This window comes from Halobacillus sp. ABR2_026, from assembly GCF_056158545.1.
The window spans coordinates 189,136-208,981 of sequence record NZ_JBSWTM010000001.1 but is presented as its reverse complement, the minus strand read 5'-3'; the positions used below and the strand labels follow the sequence as shown (position 1 = coordinate 208,981).

The window sequence follows — 19,846 nt, the reverse complement described above, 5'->3', positions numbered from 1 at the left end:
TTATATTTGATATTTCTCCTTTAATAGGCGTCTTTCCCTGTTTCAAACTCTAGTTTTGAATGTACTTTTCAAACACATCATCAAAATCTTTGCGGGTATTTTCCTCATACTTCTTCGTAAACCAATCATAAGCAAAGATCGCCGTTTCACTGAATTCTTTGGAGACGTCATTGTCATGGAAACGGTTATCACGGATCATGTCCTGTGCCACCCCGATACTGTCCTTAGCGAAAGCTGCCTGGCGCTGGTTCTCTTCCTGAATATGAGAAATAGCTACCAGTGATTTATACAAATCGGCAATCGCTTCTCCTTCGTCCTTTGCAATATCGATGCTCATATATTGATCGCCGATGTAGAATTTGATTTCTAAATCCAAATCAATTGTCCCTGCTGTTTCTACTGATACACTTCTGATTGGATGCTGATAATAGTCATAACGATAGATGTTGCGTTTACTGCTTGTTGCTTTTTCGCCGTCCAAGTGAATGAGCGCACGATTCGTAAAACAGTATTCATCACTTTTCGATTTGATTAGAAAATGAATCTTTTCTCCATCCTCTGTCAGGACAAAGTCATCGGACTGGGCTTTATCAAAATCTTCTTTCCGGATAATCTTTCCGATATCACTTAAACCTAACGCATCACTTGCCATTTTTTTGAACATATCATGACCTCCTGAATATTCGGATTCGTTGACTATTTCTACATGACATCTATAAATCCTCTATCGACAAAGCGAAAAACCGGAGCATAAACTATGCTCCGGTTCTCTGTTCTTTATTGTTGAAGCGCAAGTTTCAGTTGGTGGTCACCGACTGTATACTCTTTCATCGCTTCCTTTTCCCCGACCGTCAAATCGTTAACTAAAACATTTTCACGGATCAGTTGTTCATTCTGTTGAATGGCTTCTTTAACGTCTGCATCTCCATCGAGAGCGATATCGACGCGAAGATCGATTGGAAGATCCTGCTGTTTACGTTCATCCTGGATCACCCGGATGACTTCGCGGGCAAGGCCTTCCAGACGAAGCTCTTCTGTGATCGTCGTATCCAGCATGACATGGAAATCCTGATTGGATCCCATGGACAATCCAGCATCTGCCACACGTTCAACGTTCAGAAGGTCCAGGGTAACCTCGACCTCTCCGTCTCCTGTCGGCACGACGACTTTTTCATCCTGAACAACTTTAGCTGCTTCTTCATCAGAAAGTTTTTCGAGATACCCTTTGACAATCCCGACATTCTTTCCAAGAACAGGACCTGCAGCACGGAAGTTCAGTTTGACTTCATAGCGTACGAGATCATCAGAGGACTGCTTCACGACAACTTCTTTGACGTTGATTTCATCACGGATAATGCTGCTGTATTCCTCAAGCGCCTTCCCTTGATCTGAGTTGACCGGGATGACGACAAGCTCTGACAGAGGCTGCTTCGTCTTGATCGATTCGGTGTTACGGACACCACGAGCTAGCTCAACCACTTGCAGTACAGCATCCATATCTTTTTCAAGCTGCGTATTTACCACCGCATCGTCCACTTTCGGGAAGTACGCCAAGTGCACACTTTCACCCGTCAGGTTTTGATAGATGTCATCAGCAAGGAACGGCGTGTACGGAGCCATGAGCTGACTGAGCTGTGCCAACACTTCATGAAGTGTATGGTAAGCCGCTTTCTTGGATTCAGTCATGCCTGATTCCCAGAAACGGTCGCGGGAACGACGGATATACCAGTTACTTAGTTCATCAATGTACTTCTCTAGAGCTTTTGCAGCTTTCGTGAAGTCGTAGTCATTCAACGCTTCCTCTACCACACCCGTCACACTGTTCAACCGGGAAAGGACCCAGCGGTCAAGCAGTGTCTTTTCGCCTTCTTCATTCTTATTGAATGTGTAACCATCGATGTTGGCATACAAGGTGTAGAAACCGTGCGTGTTTACAAGCGTATCAATGACTTTAGATTTCGCTTCGATTACCACTCGTTCCGAGAAACGTTTATTGTTCCACGGCGCACTGTCAGCAAGCAACGCCCAACGGAAAGCATCAGCACCGAATTTTGTAACAAGATCTGTAGGGTTTAGAGCATTCCCCTTACTCTTAGACATCTTGCGTCCTTCTTCATCAAGGATATGACCAGTGGAAAGGACACGCTTGTAAGGAGCTTTACCTGTGAACAAAGTAGAGACAGCGAGCAGGCTGTAGAACCATCCGCGTGTCTGGTCGATCCCTTCACAAATGACGTCTGCAGGGAACTGTTTCTCAAACTGATCTTTGTTTTCAAACGGGTAGTGCTGCTGGGCAAATGGCATGGAACCAGAATCGAACCAAACGTCAATAACTTCTGGTACGCGGTTCATCGTGCCATTACACTTTTCACACGTTACCTGTACGCGGTCGACGTATGGCTTGTGAAGTTCAACATCACCGATATCACCAATCGCTTTTTCCTGAAGGTCCGCTTTGCTGTGCGGGGCGTATTGATGATCACAGGAATCACACATCCAGATCGGCAGCGGGGTTCCCCAGAAGCGGTTACGACCGATGTTCCAGTCGACCATGTTTTCAAGGAAGTTTCCAAAACGGCCATCTTTGATGTGGTCCGGATGCCATGTTACTTCCTGGTTATTCTTGATGAACTGATCTTTCAGTTCTGTCGTTTTGATAAACCAGCTTTCGATTGCGTAATATAGCAGTGGAGAATCACAACGCCAGCAGTGTGGATAGCTGTGCTCATATTTTTCTTTATGGAAAAGCAGTCCTTCGTTTGCAAGGTACTTCACGATGTCGACGTCACAATCTTTAACGAATCGACCTTCAAATGGAGGGATATCCTCTGTATAACGACCCTGACCATCCACAACATTGAAGAAAGACAAATTGTTTCCCTTCACCAAATTGTAGTCATCTTCACCATAAGCAGGTGCGATATGAACGACACCTGTACCGCTTTCTGCGTTTACGAAATCTGCTTCGACGACGAAGTGACCACGTTCAGGCTTAACGAACGGGAACGGCGGGTGATATTCAACATCTTTGAATTCGCTCCCTTTATGCTTGGAAACGACTTCGTACTCTTCCCCAAGGTTCTTCTCGGCAAGAGCTTCCGCAACGATGTACACTTCGCCATCTTTCTTCGCCTTGATATAATCAAGATCCGAGTGAACGGCAAGTGTAACGTTGGCAGGAAGCGTCCAAGGTGTTGTCGTCCAGCCAAGGAAAAATTCATTTTCAGAACCTTTCACTTTGAACTTCGCCGTTGCGGAAAGGTCTTTGACATCTTCATATCCCTGCGCCACTTCGTGGGAGCTCAATGTCGTCTGACAGCTCGGGCAGTAAGGCGTTACACGGTGACCTTTAGAAAGCAGGTTGCGCTTGTGAAGGTCACTCAGGATGTACCAGACACTTTCGATATAACGATCTTGAAGAGTCACATAAGGGTCATCCATATCGAGCCAATAGCCGATGGATTCCGTGAACTCTCTCCACTCTTTTTCATAATTAAAGACACTTTCCTTACATTTCTCAATGAACTTCTCTACGCCGTACTCTTCGATTTGCTGTTTTCCTGAGATGCCGAGCTGCTTCTCGACTTCCAGCTCAACCGGCAGACCGTGCGTATCCCAGCCGCCCTTACGTAGGACTTGATAGCCCTGCATCGTTTTATAACGTCCGACAAAGTCCTTGATGACCCGGCCAAGGACATGCCCTGCGTGAGGGAGGCCGTTTGCTGTCGGCGGCCCTTCATAAAAAACGAATGTTTCTGCACCTTCGCGCTCATTCATGGAGCGACGGAAGACATTTTCTTTATTCCAGTAATCTTTGACACGATTTTCGCGGTCTAAAGCCGCTTCTTTCGTATTGACACTGCGCATTTCTTCCACCTCTTACCCTTTGATTTTTTGTATAGATAAATAATAACGAACTTACAATGACGACAGGAACAAAAAAATCCGCCCCTGCTGAATACACAGGGACGGATTTGATTCCGCGGTACCACCCATATTCCGCGCAATACATGCACGGCTCTCGGTTCACAAAACGGATAACGGCCGCCTGCCGGTTCCACTTACTCTGTCTCATTTCAGCAGAACTTCTCAGAGATGATCTTCAGCTGTTACCTGTCATCGCTTCACACCAGCCAGCGACTCTCTTGAGACAGAAATAAAAGCCTACTCTTCTCGTCAACGAAACTATACGTATCTTCTCCATATCCTACAATGTAATCTTTTGTATGTCAAAGCTTTCTTACCTTCATCCTCGCCTATTTTTCAAAAGCTTATACGTGTTCACTTTATCTTATCGCTTCCTATAAAAAATCCATATTATCGCCAAACACTTGTTTTGCTTACAATAAAAATGGCTCTGTTAAAGTTTAGTGTTGATATTACTGCAATAAGGAAATTCCAATTTTATATTTGGCTTATTCAACGAAAGCTCCCTTTTCTTGAAGACTCAGCTTCGAGATGTTTGTGTGATTCTAGGGGCTCCGGGAAAAGGTTCGCTTTCCATGGGGCGGGCGGTGAGCCTCCTCAGGATACGCCTTCCGGGGTCTCACCTGTCCCACACGTCCCATAGGAGTCTCCACCGTTTCCCTCCGCCCCCTTTCCCTTATAAGTGTCTCGAAGCCACTTTAAAAAGGGTGAGCATGAATGGTTGAGGTTCGAACATCTGTATGGATTAGTACAATTCTTCTCCCCTAGACGGGCAGATCATACGTAGTATCAAGCATTTGCGTATGCTAAACGTTCATGGGGTAGAGATGATATCATTCCCTTCTCTTACCCATACAGCTGATTTTTTAAGTAGTGGTTTCGAGACACTTATATGGCAAAGGGGCGGAGGGGAATGGCGAGACTCCTATCTTAAGTGTGCGGGCGCCTCGTTCAGCGGCGTATGGACTGGACTGATCTGGAGGAGATAAAGGAAACACGAAGAACGAAGGGATTCGATGTTGACTTATCGTACAGAAGCGAGGGAAGTCTCACTAGCCGCTAGGCGCAGAAACCGGATATCTATGAGGAAAAGAGTGCTGGGTGAGACCCCGCAAGGCGTAAGCCTGAGGAGGCTCACCGCGCTCCCGCGGAAAGCGAGTCATCCCCCGCAGCCCCTTGGCTAGATCAGGGTCTCGAAACCCCTTCATGAATCATCAGCTATTCTAGTTGGTGAGAGGATAAGGATCATACGCCCAAACCGAGAGGCTCGAACCCGAAAAGCTTGATACATAGCGTTTTATGCTTACAACAACCGGGGTAATGGAAGACCATCCAACGTTGGTAAAGGGGTTCGTTTCTCGCATGATCGAATGGGGTGGTTGGGAAGCTGCGAGACTCCCGTGGGAGAAAGGAGATCGGCGAGATCCCGCAAGGCGATAAGCCCGAGGAAGCTCGGCACTCCCCCACAAGAAAGCGAGTAGCTTCCCAGACACCCCTGGCACTCAACACAATAACGAACCCCGAACCATCTCGAAACGGAGTCAACAATCCTGCCATTTCCGTTGATGCAAATATCAACACTGAACTTTAACAGAGCCATAAAAATAAGCCCTGTTAACTATTGAAGATAAACTCCCGGTTCTTGAAAACAGCTTTATTCTTGAATAAATGCAAACACAAAACATTTAACAGAAACGGAATATTAGGAAAGAAGGGATTACGTATGTCAGATGAAGTGAAGCGTCACGTCCAGGAAGTATTTTCAAAGAACAAACAAGCGTATGTCGATAGTGCAACACATAAAAAACAATCCGACCTTGATGGGATTGTTGAGTGGCTGAAGCCCGACCCTTCACACAAAGCATTGGATATCGCCACAGGAGGCGGCCATGTTGCGAAAGCTTTAAGTCCCCACTGCCGAACTGTTTTTGCTACAGACCTTACAAAAGACATGCTGCAAAACACAGCCCGTCACTTAACTTCCCAGCAAAACATCGAATTCGTAGTCGCAGATGCCGAGTCCTTGCCTTTTCTGGATGATTGCTTTGATCTTGTCACATGCAGAATTGCACCACACCACTTCCCTTCCCCCCATGATTTCATCCAGGAAGTGGCCCGAGTATTAAAAGAGAGCGGCAGGTTTTTAATGATCGACAACGTGGCCCCCGAAGACAAGGAGCTGGACCTGTTTTATAACCGCTTTGAGAAGGCGCGGGACTACAGCCACGTCCGCGCTCTTAAAATCAGCGAATGGGAACATCTATTCCAAAATAACCACATGAGCATTGAGAAAAAACTCACTCGAAAAAAAGCGATGCCCTTCCCGAGCTGGGTTCAGCGCACATTAGATGAGAAATCTGAACAGGAAGCTGTGGAAGAACTATTCAAACAAGCTCCCCCGGCAGCCAAAAAGCACTTTTCCATTCTTGAAGAAAATGGACATGTCCAGTCCTTCGAAATCGATGAGTATATGGTAGTTGTAGAAAAACATTCCTCCTGACGAATATTCCACCATCACATTGGAAAAATAAACGAAGTATTGAAATGTGAGGTGGAGATCAATGGATATCGTCGTCATGGCCCGTGCGTTATTCGGTACATCGCTCGGATTCCATATCATTTATGCAACGATCGGTGTTGGACTTCCCGTGATGATCATCATCGCGGAAGTCCTTCACTTTATCAAGAAAGACCCGGATTACGCATTGATGGCGAAACGCTGGACGAAGGGGTTCGCCATTCTGTTGGCTGTTTCCATTGCTTCTGGTACGATCGTCGGCGTCATGATCTCCCTATTGTTCCCGGATTTCATGGAAATTGTCGGCCAAGTCATCGCCCTTCCGTTCCAGATGGAGATTTTCGCCTTCCTGATCGAGGCGGTGTTCATGTCCATCTACCTGTATGCAGCGGACCGACTACCTCCCACCCTGAGACTTGTCAGCATTATTTCCGTGGCTCTTGGTGCGACGGCATCGGCCATCTTGATCACAGATGTCCACGCGTGGATGAATACACCGGCAGGGTTCAACATCACGCCGGACGGAGAAGTGACAGACGTGGATACATGGGCAGCCTTTTTCAACCCGAGCTTCGGCGTCACCGCCATCCACGTAACCCTGTCTGCTTACATGACAGTGGCTTTCCTTGTGGCGTCTATTGCAGCCCTAAGGCTGATGCGGAGACACATCACAAAAGCTGAACGTGCGTATCATAAAAAAGCATTGACGATTGCTCTATACTTCGGGGCTCTTATGTCTTTGGCGACAGCTATTAATGGTCATGAAACGGCACAAATGCTTCACGAGTATAATCCAAGAAAGCTTGCTGCTGCGGAAGGGTTATTTGAAACGCAGCGCTATGCCCCCTTATCGATCGGAGGATATACATCATTAGAAGATCAGCGTGTAAAGTATGCCGTGGAAGTTCCCTATGCTTTAAGTTTCCTTGCAGGTGACCGGTTGGACACGGAAGTCTTAGGATTGAACGAATTCCCTGAGGAACTGTGGCCCCCACTCTATGTCCACATCCTGTTCAATGTCATGGTAGGGATCGGTTCTGTTCTCATTATCGTAGCGTTCGTCGCTCTATTCTGGAAACACGTCCTAAAAAAAGACCTGCCAGGATGGCTGCTGGCTACACTGGTCGTCAGCGGCCCCCTCGCCATGCTTGCCATTGAAGCAGGCTGGTGTTTCAGCTGTATCGGACGCCAGCCATGGACGATTACAGACGTACTCCGGACGGGAGAGGCTGCTACTAAATCGAAGAGTGTGGGCTTCCTTTTCTACTTGTTCATGACTCTTTATATCACCCTGCTTTTCGTAACAGGTTTCGTCATGCGATATTACTTTAAGCGAAACCCGGTGAGCAAAGATCTGAATACTCGAGAAGTATAAGCCAACAACATCCCGGAAAGGACGTACAACTTATGGAAGCATCAACTTTAGCGATTACGATTTTATGGAGTCTGCTTTTCATCTATTCCATCCTCGGGTCCCTCGACTTCGGGGCCGGTTTCTGGGGAATGATTTATGGAAAAAATGAAGAAAAGAGTGCTTCCCAGATCGCGAACCGTTTTCTTTCTCCAACATGGGAAGTGACCAACGTCTTTCTCGTCATCTTCGTTGTTTCTGTCGTCACCTTTTTCCCATTCGCTACGACTCTGCTCAGCAGCGTTCTGCTCGTCCCTGTCGGTCTGGGAATTTTATTACTGACCATCCGTACGACTTTCATGGTTTTCCAACATCATGCCAACCGTTTCAGAGATTTGCTCCGTCTGACTTCCGGCTTCACCGGCTTGGTCATTCCAGCATTGCTCGTCAGTATCCTGCCTATTACCCTGGGAGGGTTCGTCAGCTTTGAAGATGACTACCCGCGTCTACAGTATGGAGAACTTCTCACGCACCCTACCTTGTACATGCACATTTTGTTCGGGCTCTCGACGGAGTTGTTCATCTCCTCTATCTTTTTGATGGACTATGCAAAGGAAGCTGAAGATTGGAATGCTTACGACACTTTCCGTAAGCACTCCATATGGCTTGGTCCTGTCAGTATTGCCATCGCCATGTTGACGATCGGCACTTTTCCTGAAGAAGCCTCCTGGATTGTTGATAATATCCAGGAAAACTGGATGGCCTTCGGATTCTCCCTTCTCTTTTTCATTATTGGATATGCTTTCCTGTTCATCCGAAAAAAAGACGGCCGGCGCGGATTCGCCCGTCCAGCTGTCGTCATGGTCGGCCTGCAGTATGCGGTTGCCATTTATGCTTACGGATCTGCTCATCTGCCTTTTTTGATTTACCCGGACCTTACGATCGCAGACGGTTTTACAAATCCGGATACGTTTTACCAAATGCTGATCGTTTACGCCGTCGGTTTCGGCATTCTTATCCCCGCATTCTACTTGTTCTGGCGTCTATTCCTTAAAGACCGGCGCTATTTGAAACAGGAATAAACGTAAAGCATCCTCGCCGCAGGATGCTTTTTTCATTGGACATCCGATCGTTTACCCTCTCTTCAATAAAGGTAAATAGGTTAAAAACAAGCTAAAACTAACAAAGACTCCATATCGACATGATTGTATACATTCAGGAGCTCCTGGAAAAAGTTCATTTCACCCTTTTGAGAATCTCAGAAATCAGGAAGGGGATATGTTACGAAAACTGCACGTCCTAAAGAGAGGAAGTTCGATTAACGGAAGGAGGAGTGGAATGAAGGAATTGACGAAAGATTATCTTGAAGAAGCCATCGAAGACAGCCGGCCTTACGCTTCTGCCGGAAATGTCAATATGATTCTTCCTGGATATGACGAAACGATTAAGGATTTGCTCGGCGTTACCATCATCACGACAGATGGAGACTGTTTTTCTGCAGGGGATACAGGGTCTTACATTCCCATACAAAGCACTTCAAAAATTCTCGGGCTGATGCTCGCGCTACAGGATTTTGGAAAAGACCGCGTTTTTCAGACCGTCGGCATGGAACCGATGGGGGACTTCTTCAATTCTATCAGCCAGCTGGAGTCCTATGATACGAGCAAGCCGTTCAACCCAATGATTAACGCAGGAGCCATCGCCGTTTCAGCTCTGATCAAAGGGCAGAATGTCGAGAATCGTTTCACCCGTTACATGGATTTTTTACGGAAAGTCACGAATAACGACCAGCTGGAAATGAGTGAGGAAGTATATGAAGCTGAAAAGGCAAATGGAGCCCGCAACCGTTCTCTCGCTTATTTCATGCAAAGTACCGGTACGCTCGTCACAGATGTGGAAGAAGCACTTGACCTCTATTTCCGAATGAATTCTGTCATGATGACAACCCACGACTTTGCGCGAGTCGGACTGTTTTTAGCTAAAGGTGGACTCGACCTTGAAACCGGTGAAAAACTCATCCCCTCCCATCACCTTCGAACGGTGAAGGCGATCATGATGACATCCGGCATGTACAATTCATCAGGACATTATGCCGTAGAAGCAGGTTTTCCTTGTAAAAGCGGCGTCTCCGGTAGCATCATCGGTTCTTCTCCAGGACGGATGGGGATCGGGGTTGTCGGACCAGCTATCGATGAGAAGGGAAACAGTACGGCCGGCGGAGCTTTGATCAAGAAATTATCCCGGGATTTGCACCTCAACATGTTTGGTGTGGAAAACACAGAAAGGAAGAATATAAATGGCGTTTGATTATGATCTTGATTTCGACAACATTGATTTCCGCAAAAATCCGAAGAAATATCGAGTAGGACGGGGGGAGCAGGGGGTATTACTCGTAGAGCCATATAAGAGCGAGATTCTTGCTCACTGGCGATTTAAAACACCGGAAATCGCCAAAGAATCCTCTGATAAGATCTATCAGATGTTCCTGGATTACAAGGAAGCAGATGATTTTGTCGGTATGGATATGGCAAGGAAATTCCTTCAAATGGGCTATACCCGCGCCCGTAGATATGCCAACTACAAAGGGGGCAAAAAATATGATAAGGACGGGGAAGTGAATGACCGGGACATCGATGAGGAGAAGGCGCAATCCGCCCAGATTTTCGAAGAAAAGTGGATCGCTGTCCGGGAGGATGAAGAATACCTGGAGAAAAAGAAAGCCCATCAAAAACAATTTGGATAATCGTTGACAATCTTCTCCCATGAACGTAGGATAACATTAACCCGAGTGTTAAACTCGGATTAATCGAACGAGGAGTGCTTTAGTGAAAACATACCCACTTCTTATTAACCTTCTGTTCATGACCGCCTCGTGGTTCATAGGCGTTTACTTCCTTTCTGTCCTATATACTTCTACGATTATCATCCCGATCTTCAATGACTTCATCTGGATACATGACTATAAAGGCCTGCTTGGGTTGACCGCTATTTTTACGTTCGTAACCATCCCTTTAACCGCAATTCTTTATAGAAAACGAGCACAGATCCAAAATAAACCATTAGGATACAGCATCGTCACGATCAACCACGTGATCTGGATAGGTATCCTTGCGCTGCAAATCAAAACCATCCTCTACAACTTAGGCATTTGTCATTAATTTACAGGATTCCAAGCTCGACTGTTGAACTATTTCTTCAGAGGAGGAATAGTTATGGATTTTCATACGTTTTATGAAAAGTACAAACAAAAAGCCTGTCAGCATGACTTGAATCACTTGATGACCGTGACTTCCAAGGATCTCATTGCCCGTGAGATCCGCCAGGGAGAATCTGTCGATTATTCTTACGATGCATCCATTGAAGGATGGAAGCAAGCTTTTGACCATTTTGAAGACCAGGAAATGGCCTGGATCTACACCGACCATTCGGTTACCAGAATCAGTGACAAGAGCTACCTTGCTGCTTTTTGGGTATCCGTCCGTCTGAATGGGGAACTTTTGCCGACCTCCAACCTGTTTTTCGATACCTTTGAAAAACGTGAAGGAAACTGGGAGCTCGTCCGTTCTTATATTGAGGCAGGAGTTCAAAACCCTGTGTTATAATCCTGTTTCATGAAGGGCTCCCTCTTCTACCCCGAACGTATTTGAAAAATTCTCGTTATCATATTGTCAAAACTTTCTGAGTAGTGTAGAGTAATCAGCAATTAGAAAAAAATACAACTGAATTTCTTATCAAGAGAGGCAGAGGGACTGGCCCTGCGAAGCCTCAGCAACCACTGGTTCGACCAGAAAGGTGCTAAATCCAGCAAGTTGTTTCATCAACTTGAAAGATAAGGAGAAGGACCGTGCCTACAAAAGTCTTCTTCTTAGAGAAGGCTTTTTTTTATTTCCCTGATTATTTCTATAAAGGATGTGTTGTTATGTGTCCGCACACAGAGACGAAATTCGTTCAGACTGGAAACCAACGGGATGAACCGACGGGAGCCATCAACCCGCCCGTCTATTTCTCCACTCCCTACCGGCATCCGGGACTTGGGGAATCGACCGGATTTGATTATGCGCGAACCGGTAACCCGACGCGGCAGATTCTTGAAAATTCGATCGCTGACATTGAAGGCGGAGAAGCCGGGTTCGCTTTCAGCTCCGGAATGGCAGCTGTACAAACCGCATTGTCTCTTTTCAACAGAGGCGATGAAATCATCGTTTCTGAAGATTTATACGGAGGATCCTACCGCTTATTTGAACATATGGAGGAGCGCTTTGAGATTCGTTTCCATTATTGGGACAGCAGCAACCTTGAATCGATTCCCTCCTACTTGAACGAAAACACGAAAGCGATATACGTCGAAACACCGACCAACCCACTGATGCATACGGCTGATCTCAAGGAAATCTCAGCCATCGCCAAAGCGCACGACCTCCTGCTTCTTGTAGATAATACGCTCTATACACCTGTTCTTCAGCAGCCGATTTTGGACGGAGCAGATATCGTCATCCACAGTGCTACGAAATACTTGGCGGGTCATAATGATGTATTGGCCGGTCTTCTGGTGAGCAAAGGGAGAACGATCAGTAAACAACTTGCTTTTCATCAAAACACAACCGGGGCTGTGCTCTCTCCTTTTGATTCTTGGCTGGTCATGCGCGGGATGAAGACCCTTCCGCTAAGGATGCGCCAGCACGAATCGAATGCAAAAGCTGTCGTGTCCTATTTGGAAAATCATCCGCACATCACGGACACTTTTTATCCCGGCAAAGGAGGTATGGTGTCTTTCCGATTGCAATCTGAAGCGTGGGTCGATCCTTTTCTACGGAAGTTGAATGTCATTAGCTTCGCCGAGAGCCTCGGAGGTGTGGAAAGTTTCATCACTTACCCCGCCACCCAGACCCATGCGGATATTCCTGAGGAAAACCGCACGCGTTACGGGGTTTGCAACCGTCTGCTCCGTTTCTCTGTCGGAGTCGAACATATCGATGACCTGCTTGAAGATTTGGATTTCACCCTCAACCAGTTATCAAAGGAGGAATCTGTACTATGACTGACCATTCTTTGCAGACGAGACTGCTTCACAATGATTATAAGTTCGATCCCCATTCCGGTGCTGTCAGCGTCCCTATTCAACAGGCATCCACCTTTCACCAGCAGGATTTCGACCACCCGGGCACTTACGATTACAGCCGTTCTGGTAACCCGACGCGTAAAGCTTTAGAGGACACGATTGCCGGACTTGAAAATGGAACAGACGGATTTGCTTTTGCTTCAGGAATGGCTGCCATTTCAACCGCATTCATGCTTCTTTCCAAAGGTGATCACGTCGTCATTACGCAAGATGTTTATGGGGGGACGTTCCGGATGATCAACGATGTCCTTACCCGGTTTGGCATTGACCACACGTTCGTCGATATGACAGACCTCCATGCTGTGGCGACCGCTATTCAGTCGAATACCAAACTCATTTATATAGAAACACCGTCCAATCCAACCCTGGAAATTACAGATATTCAGGCGGTCACAAAACTGGCAAAAGCAAACCAATGCTGGACCTTTGTCGACAATACGTTCATGACCCCCACTCTTCAGCGTCCCCTTGATAATGGGGCAGACCTCGTCCTTCATAGTGCAACGAAATTCATTGCCGGACACAGTGATGTCGTCGCAGGTCTGGCCGCTACGAAAGATAAGGAGATCGCCGGGCGTTTAAGCTTTTTGCAAAATTCATTCGGATCCATTCTTGGCGCACACGATTGCTGGCTCGTGCTTCGCGGCTTGAAAACCCTGCATTGCCGAATGACACAGTCTCAAGCTTCAGCTTACAAAATCGCAGAGAAATTAAAAGAACACCCGCTTGTGGAACACGTCTACTACCCTGGGTTCCGCTCTCACCCTGGAAATTCAACGCAAACCTATCAAGCAGAAGGAGCGGGGGCTGTATTGTCCTTCCGCTTGCGAGATGAAAAAGCGGTAAGAAGGTTTATCCATCATGTGGAGCTTCCCGTTTACGCCGTAAGCCTCGGGGCTGTAGAATCGATTCTCTCCTACCCCGCCCGCATGTCCCATGCTTCCATGCCGGAAGTGGAACGGGAGAAGCGAGGAATCACTGATGGACTCCTCCGTCTATCCGTCGGGCTTGAGGACCCTCAGGATTTGATGGATGATTTTCACCAGGCACTGAGCCATCTTGAATCTTATGAATATCTGCAAGTCGAAGGTTAAATGATGGAAAAGACGATATTCGCAGGTTTTCCGATTTTATCAGCGCTTTTGAGCGTATATTAGCGACTTCAAGATTTTTATTAGCGGTTTGTAACCTTTTATTAGCGAATACAAAACATTTATTATCACCACCCTCTCCTAAAAAGAAAACCGGACCCAGCAGATGCTGAGTCCGGTTAATTCATTTATGTTTATAGATGACCGTGCTGTATACTTGTGATTTTGCTTTAGGATCCAAGTAAGATGCTGCACTGTTAACCGCAGCCATCGCTTCATTAAAACCGGAAGCGATCAACATCGTCTTCGCCGGGTAGACGGCTGCGTCCCCAGCTACAAACACCCCATCCATACTTGCACGCATATCTGTGGAAACCGGGATCCTGCCCTTGTCCGACTCCAACCCCCATTCGTCATAAAGGCTTTTATTGATCTGCAGCCCTTCGTAAACAAGGATATGATCGAGCTCAAGCACAGAACCGTCTTGCAGCAGGACCTCTTCTAAGCGCTCTCCCCCGCGCAATTCTTCTATCGTCTGATTTCTATGAATGTGTACAGAAGAGGATTCTACTTTTTCAATATCGTGTTCATACACAGCCTTGAATTCAGCGCTCCGATTGATCAGGTGAACCTCTTCAGCGACCTCCTCCAGGGCGAGCGACCAGTCAATTCCCACACGGTTTTGTGAAATGACCGCGATTTTCTGTCCCCGGTACTGTCCGAGATTCTGGATGGTATAATGAATGTTCGCTCCATCAAACGCCTCACTCCCTTTCACTCGAAGCGGCTGCATGTCGAAGGTGCCAAGACCTGACGCCACGATTACCGTTTTGGACAAATGAACAGATCCATCCTCCGTTTTCAAAGCAATCGTTCCATCTTCACGCTGTTCAAAAGAGGTGACCATCACACCTGTAACAAATGCAGGATCCACCATTTCCGCTTGATCCTTCACATTTGTAACCAGGTCTTCTCCTGTAATGCCTGGAAATCCTCCCACATCATAAATCTTCTTTTCCGGATAGAAAAAGGAAACTTTCCCTCCGACCTCGGGCTGGTATTCCATCACCTTTGTCTTCAATCCTCTCATTCCACTATAAAAAGCCGCGTACAAACCGGTGGTACCGCCACCGATTACGGTTACGTCATACAACTCTTCCATATGAACGAACTCCTCCTTATCCGAACCTTACTACCTGAAATCAGGGCAGTCTTCCTATTTTTGAAAGCTAAACCACCCTAACTGATAATCGTTATCATCAGCTTACCACAGTTTCTTACACACGAACATCTTTATGAAACATTAACACGATGTAAAAAAACGCATCGACTTCGTAAATGTTACCTGTCATCTATTGAATTTCCCTCATCGGTATCGTATATTGATATCGAACTTCGATATCGGAGGTGTTTGTCGTGCTGAGAGACTTTTTCTTAGGGTCGATCAAAATCCATATTCTCTATCATGCGAACATTGAACCCATTTATGGGGCATTCCTCATGGAAGAGCTTGCTTCCCATGGGTATAACATCAGCCCCGGCACGCTCTACCCTACGCTGAAACAACTTCATCAAGATGAACTGCTCGAGAAGTATGAAGAAAAAGTGGAGGGTAAAATCAGAAAATACTATGTCATTACGGATAAAGGAAAGCAAGTACTTGCAGAAGGAAGAAAACAGGTCCGCGAGCTTGCAGAAGAAATTTTAGGGAAAGATTGGAGGAAACCGGAAGATGAGCAAACCTAAAGGTTCACTCATAGAAATATTCAAAGCATCTACTAAACTTGGGCTCACCTCATTCGGGGGACCAGTGGCCCATCTCGCTTATTTTAAAGACGAGTATATCGACCGGAGAAAATGGCTGGATGAAAAAACGTATGCTGACATCATTGCACTCTGTCAGTTTCTTCCTGGTCCAGCAAGCAGTCAGGTCGGAATCGCTATCGGAATGCTTCGCGGCGGACTGCTTGGCGGACTCATATCCTGGGTCGGTTTCACGGTACCGTCCATTATCGTTTTAGTGCTTTTCGCACTACTCTATCAATCTTTTGACCTCGGGGATGCCAGCTTCATCCATAGCTTGAAGGTCGTGGCGGCGGCTGTCGTTCTTCATGCCTTGATCGGACTCGGAAAAAAGCTGACGCCTGACCGCCCGCGGATTGCTATTGCCTTGACATCCGCCCTCATTCTTCTGCTATACCCATCCGCATGGATGCAGTTATTGATCATACTGGCGGCCGGCCTGTTCGGTTGGAAAATGTTCTCGAGTATGGTGGATTCGAAGATCCAGCCGTTCCCTGTGACCTTTTCAAAAAAAGTCGGAGTAGCTTCCCTTAGCGTTCTGCTTGCGCTTCTTGCCTTTTTACCGATGATTGCAAAGAATACAGAAAACATGCTCATCCAATTGTTTGATACGTTCTTCCGTGTCGGATCTCTCGTCTTTGGTGGGGGTCACGTTGTTCTCCCTATGCTTGAACGTGAAGTCGTACCGACAGGATGGTTGAATGCTGGTGAGTTTCTGGCTGGATATGGAATGGCTCAAGCCGTCCCCGGACCATTGTTTACTTTTGCGAGCTATCTCGGAACCATGATCGAAGGAATCGGCGGCGCATTAGTAGCCACAGCAGGCATTTTCCTGCCTTCCTTCCTGTTTTTGATGGCCGCACTACCCTTTTTGAATGAATTAAGAAAACGTCCTGCGTTCCAAGGCGTGCTTACAGGAGTCAACGCAAGCGTCGTCGGAATTCTACTTGCTGCTTTTTATGACCCTGTCTTGAAGAGTTCGATCATGGAAGGCGCAGATTTTGCCCTTGCTGCCATCCTCTTCGCTCTCTTACACTTCTTCAAAGTTCCTGCATGGGCGATTGTACTGATTGGTGTCGGTGCGGGTGCGATTTTGAATATATTGTAAGAAAAAGCGCAAAAGTCCTCCTTTTGCGCCTTTTTTCTTCGATTTTTTGTAAAAATTCCACTACAGATGCAGGAAGTTCATTATAATAGTCGAACTTTATCAAAATATGACAACTATGGAGGTTTTTCAATGGCTGAAGAACAAACTAGATATTCTCGTCTCGCTCAAATCACGAAGCTCATCAATACAGAGCACGATTTACGCGATGTATTAGAACACGTGGTCACAGCCATATCAGAAGAAATCATGCGGTGCGACTCGGTCGGCATTTATCTGCCGCGCGAAGATGGTACCTACCAAGGCTATGTCGGAAAACCGGCCTTGATCAATGGAATGAGTCTTGATATGCATATCGTCGACCCGGAATATGACCTGCTTGCCAAAGAGGTTATTCAAACGAGAAGAACCATCTACATCCCCGACACATCCAAAGATGATCGACCGGATCAGCGGGCCATTCAAGCGTTTAAAATCAATTCCCTTCTCGTCGCTCCAATTTCTTATGAAGATGAATTATATGGCCTTGTCTTCATGTTTGATTACGGCATTCCGATGAATTTAACAGAATCAGAAATCGAATCCGTCAAAGCGTACATCAACATGGCGGCCGTCGCGATCCGCAATGCAAACATTCTGAAGCGAAAAGAAAAATTGATCAGTGAAAAACAACTGCTGCTGAATGTGACCCGGGACCTCTCTTTATGTTCCTCCCTACAGGAAGCTCTGGACAAATGCTTCTACTATCTCGGAGAAGTCTTAGACAACCCCAACATCGGTGCCCACTTCATCGATCCGGTGGCTGAACATAAGTTGAAGCCTGCCAGTTTAAGTAAAGAAAGTGATTGGACGGAAGAAGCTTGGAAGGAAACCCACCAGAAAGCACAGTTCGACCTTAGTCAAGATCTCGTCTTCCAGGAAGTCACTCATACCAAAACATCCATCTTGGTCCCTGACGTTTTTGAAGATCACCGGACGAACAAAAAAATTTGCGAGGAGTTCGGTATCAAAGGCCTGTATATGATCCCCCTCGTCTCGCTCGGGGAAGTCCTCGGAGCGATCGCCATCGTGAACTTGAAAGAATCCGGCCACCTCTACCCTGATTCTTCCTGCCAGCTGGCTGAATCGATTGTAGATACGACGGCACCGGTGCTCTTCAATTTGTTATACATGGAGAAACAGGAAATCATCATCCAGGACCGGACGTCTGAATTGATTGAAAAAAATGATGAACTTGAAAAAGCCATCTCCGAACTTACCCAGATCAGTCACGAAAAAGACCTGATCCTGAACTCAGCAGGAGAAGGTATTTTCGGCATTGATCTCACTGGGCATATCACCTTCGCCAACCCCTCTGCCACGGAGCTGTTAGGCTACGAAAGTGAAAATGAAATTAAGGGAGCACCTTATTCCCGAGTATTCGATAATGAAATGACATTCCTTGAGCATTATGAGCAGAAAGAAAATCATGCAGATAAAGATTTTTTGTTCTTTAAAAAGGACGGCAGCACTTTCCCCGTCGAATATGTCATCACAGCGAAAATAGAAAATAAACAGACCGTCGGATACGTGGTGACCTTCAAAGATGTCACTTCAAGAAAGCAAATGGAAGAAAAGATTAAATATCACGCTTATTATGACAGCGTGACCAATATTCCGAACCGTGTTCTGTTTCAGGACAGGCTCAATCAGGCTCTTCAGTATGCCGAACTGACAAACAAACCTTTGGCGATTCTGTTCCTTGACCTTGACCGCTTTAAAAAAATCAATGACACGTTCGGGCACAGCTTTGGAGACAGGGTTTTATCAGAAGTGGCAGAACGCTTGCAAAAAGCGGTTCCGAGCGGGGCTACGGTCTCACGGCAAGGTGGAGATGAATTCATCATCCTCCTTCCTACTCTTGAACGTCAGGAAGAGGCCGTGAAATGCGCGGAAACCATTCTTAAGGCTTTCCATGACCCTTTTATGATAGGTAGCCAGGAAATTGCAGTCAAAACAAGTATCGGCATCAGCCTTTTCCCGGAAAATGGAGAGACGGCGGAAACATTGATTAAGCATGCCGATGTGGCTATGTACAAAGCAAAAGATTTGTCCGGCAATCAATTCCAGCTTTTTTCATCAGAAATCGAAAGCCGTACAATCGAACAAATCGAACTCGAAAACGATTTATTCAAAGCCTTGGAGAAAGGAGACGAATTCGAGTTATACTATCAACCTAAATTCGATGTACGAACAGAAGATGTGATTGGAATGGAAGCCTTGATCCGCTGGAATCACCCGAAACTCGGCACTCTTGCTCCGGGCCGGTTTATTCCTCTTGCCGAGGAAACCGGCTTGATCATCCGTCTTGGGGAATGGGTGATTCGTGCCGCTTGCAGACAAATGAAGAAATGGGTGGATCATGGATACACAGAATGGATTGTTTCTGCGAATTTATCGCCACAGCAATTCAACCAGCAGAACCTCGTACGTACAGTGGATGAAATCCTGACAGAGACCGGGCTGCCTGCGAAACACCTGGAACTCGAACTGACCGAGAATCTGATCATCCATAACACAGAACATACTTTAAAAACGATCAGTTCCTTGAAAGAACTTGGCATCCAAATTTCAATTGATGATTTCGGAACCGGCTATTCGTCTCTCGGGTACTTGAAAAACTTCCCGGTGGACACCTTGAAAATCGACAAGTCCTTCATCAACGATGTTACGACAAACCGGAACAATGCAGCGATTACTAAGACCATCATTACCCTTGCAGACAGCCTCCAGCTCCATGTGATCGCAGAAGGCGTGGAAGAAGCAGACCAGGCCTCTTTCCTTGAAGAGCATGGCTGTCATTGGATCCAAGGGTTTTATTATAGTCATCCACTCCAAGTGGAAGCGTTTGAAAAGCAGTACTTAAAATCACTTCAGTAAAGGGGTTACGTTC

Annotated in this window: 15 protein-coding genes, 1 riboswitch and 1 other annotated feature; of the genes, 12 read left to right on the top strand and 3 right to left on the bottom strand. The window is 46.4% G+C overall.

Features of this window, described 5'->3' with window-relative positions; all coding sequences use genetic code 11:
* Positions 1-49: 49 nt before the first annotated feature.
* Positions 50-664: a PH domain-containing protein gene (locus ACXADE_RS01165; protein ID WP_474978693.1), complete on the bottom strand. Its 615-nt coding sequence runs from the start codon at positions 662-664 to the stop codon at positions 50-52.
* Positions 665-777: 113 nt separating this feature from the next.
* The gene (ileS, locus tag ACXADE_RS01160; protein ID WP_474978692.1) at positions 778-3,867 is read right to left on the bottom strand and encodes an isoleucine--tRNA ligase; all 3,090 of its coding nucleotides are present in this window, start codon (positions 3,865-3,867) and stop codon (positions 778-780) included.
* Between the two features lie 94 nt (positions 3,868-3,961).
* Positions 3,962-4,189, bottom strand: a binding site (T-box leader).
* Positions 4,190-5,650: 1,461 nt separating this feature from the next.
* On the opposite strand from ileS, the gene ACXADE_RS01155 reads away from it, so the two are divergent.
* The 9 genes from ACXADE_RS01155 (at position 5,651) to metC (ending at position 14,009) form a co-directional block, all read left to right on the top strand.
* Positions 5,651-6,427 (top strand): class I SAM-dependent methyltransferase, encoded by a 777-nt coding sequence (locus ACXADE_RS01155; RefSeq protein WP_474978691.1) that lies wholly within the window; start codon positions 5,651-5,653, stop codon positions 6,425-6,427.
* A gap of 61 nt (positions 6,428-6,488) precedes the next feature.
* Positions 6,489-7,820: a cytochrome ubiquinol oxidase subunit I gene (locus tag ACXADE_RS01150; RefSeq protein WP_474978690.1), complete on the top strand. Its 1,332-nt coding sequence runs from the start codon at positions 6,489-6,491 to the stop codon at positions 7,818-7,820.
* 32 nt (positions 7,821-7,852) lie between these two features.
* Positions 7,853-8,878 carry a cytochrome d ubiquinol oxidase subunit II gene (locus ACXADE_RS01145; protein WP_474978689.1) on the top strand — a complete coding sequence of 342 codons (1,026 nt, stop codon included), beginning with the start codon at positions 7,853-7,855 and terminating at the stop codon, positions 8,876-8,878.
* 256 nt (positions 8,879-9,134) lie between these two features.
* Positions 9,135-10,103 (top strand): glutaminase A, encoded by a 969-nt coding sequence (glsA, locus tag ACXADE_RS01140; protein ID WP_474978688.1) that lies wholly within the window; start codon positions 9,135-9,137, stop codon positions 10,101-10,103.
* Positions 10,093-10,539, top strand: coding sequence for a DUF4385 domain-containing protein (locus ACXADE_RS01135; RefSeq protein WP_474978687.1), 447 nt, complete (start codon positions 10,093-10,095; stop codon positions 10,537-10,539). Before glsA ends, ACXADE_RS01135 begins: the two co-directional genes overlap by 11 nt.
* Before the next feature lie 82 nt (positions 10,540-10,621).
* Complete coding sequence (locus tag ACXADE_RS01130) at positions 10,622-10,954, top strand: hypothetical protein (RefSeq protein WP_474978686.1); 333 nt, start codon at positions 10,622-10,624, stop codon at positions 10,952-10,954.
* A gap of 54 nt (positions 10,955-11,008) precedes the next feature.
* The gene (locus tag ACXADE_RS01125; protein WP_474978685.1) at positions 11,009-11,398 is read left to right on the top strand and encodes a hypothetical protein; all 390 of its coding nucleotides are present in this window, start codon (positions 11,009-11,011) and stop codon (positions 11,396-11,398) included.
* A gap of 123 nt (positions 11,399-11,521) precedes the next feature.
* Positions 11,522-11,632: riboswitch (SAM riboswitch) on the top strand.
* Between the two features lie 83 nt (positions 11,633-11,715).
* Positions 11,716-12,834, top strand: a complete 1,119-nt coding sequence (locus ACXADE_RS01120; RefSeq protein ID WP_474982171.1) for a methionine biosynthesis PLP-dependent protein — start codon at positions 11,716-11,718, stop codon at positions 12,832-12,834.
* Positions 12,831-14,009 (top strand): cystathionine beta-lyase, encoded by a 1,179-nt coding sequence (gene metC, locus ACXADE_RS01115; RefSeq protein WP_474978684.1) that lies wholly within the window; start codon positions 12,831-12,833, stop codon positions 14,007-14,009. Before ACXADE_RS01120 ends, metC begins: the two co-directional genes overlap by 4 nt.
* 181 nt (positions 14,010-14,190) lie before the next feature.
* Here the strand turns inward: metC and ACXADE_RS01110 are convergent, their stop codons facing one another.
* Positions 14,191-15,168 (bottom strand): NAD(P)/FAD-dependent oxidoreductase, encoded by a 978-nt coding sequence (locus tag ACXADE_RS01110; protein WP_474978683.1) that lies wholly within the window; start codon positions 15,166-15,168, stop codon positions 14,191-14,193.
* 254 nt (positions 15,169-15,422) lie between these two features.
* Here ACXADE_RS01110 and ACXADE_RS01105 point away from each other — a divergent pair, with 254 nt between their 5' ends.
* The 3 genes from ACXADE_RS01105 to ACXADE_RS01095 all read left to right on the top strand — a co-directional run bounded on the left by ACXADE_RS01105 (position 15,423) and on the right by ACXADE_RS01095 (position 19,833).
* Positions 15,423-15,752 carry a PadR family transcriptional regulator gene (locus tag ACXADE_RS01105; RefSeq protein WP_474978682.1) on the top strand — a complete coding sequence of 110 codons (330 nt, stop codon included), beginning with the start codon at positions 15,423-15,425 and terminating at the stop codon, positions 15,750-15,752.
* A complete protein-coding gene (gene chrA, locus ACXADE_RS01100; protein ID WP_474978681.1) occupies positions 15,739-16,917 on the top strand; it encodes a chromate efflux transporter in 1,179 nt (392 codons plus the stop codon). The genes ACXADE_RS01105 and chrA overlap by 14 nt, the downstream gene beginning before the upstream one ends.
* Before the next feature lie 129 nt (positions 16,918-17,046).
* Complete coding sequence (locus ACXADE_RS01095; protein ID WP_474978680.1) at positions 17,047-19,833, top strand: sensor domain-containing phosphodiesterase; 2,787 nt, start codon at positions 17,047-17,049, stop codon at positions 19,831-19,833.
* Positions 19,834-19,846: the final 13 nt, after the last annotated feature.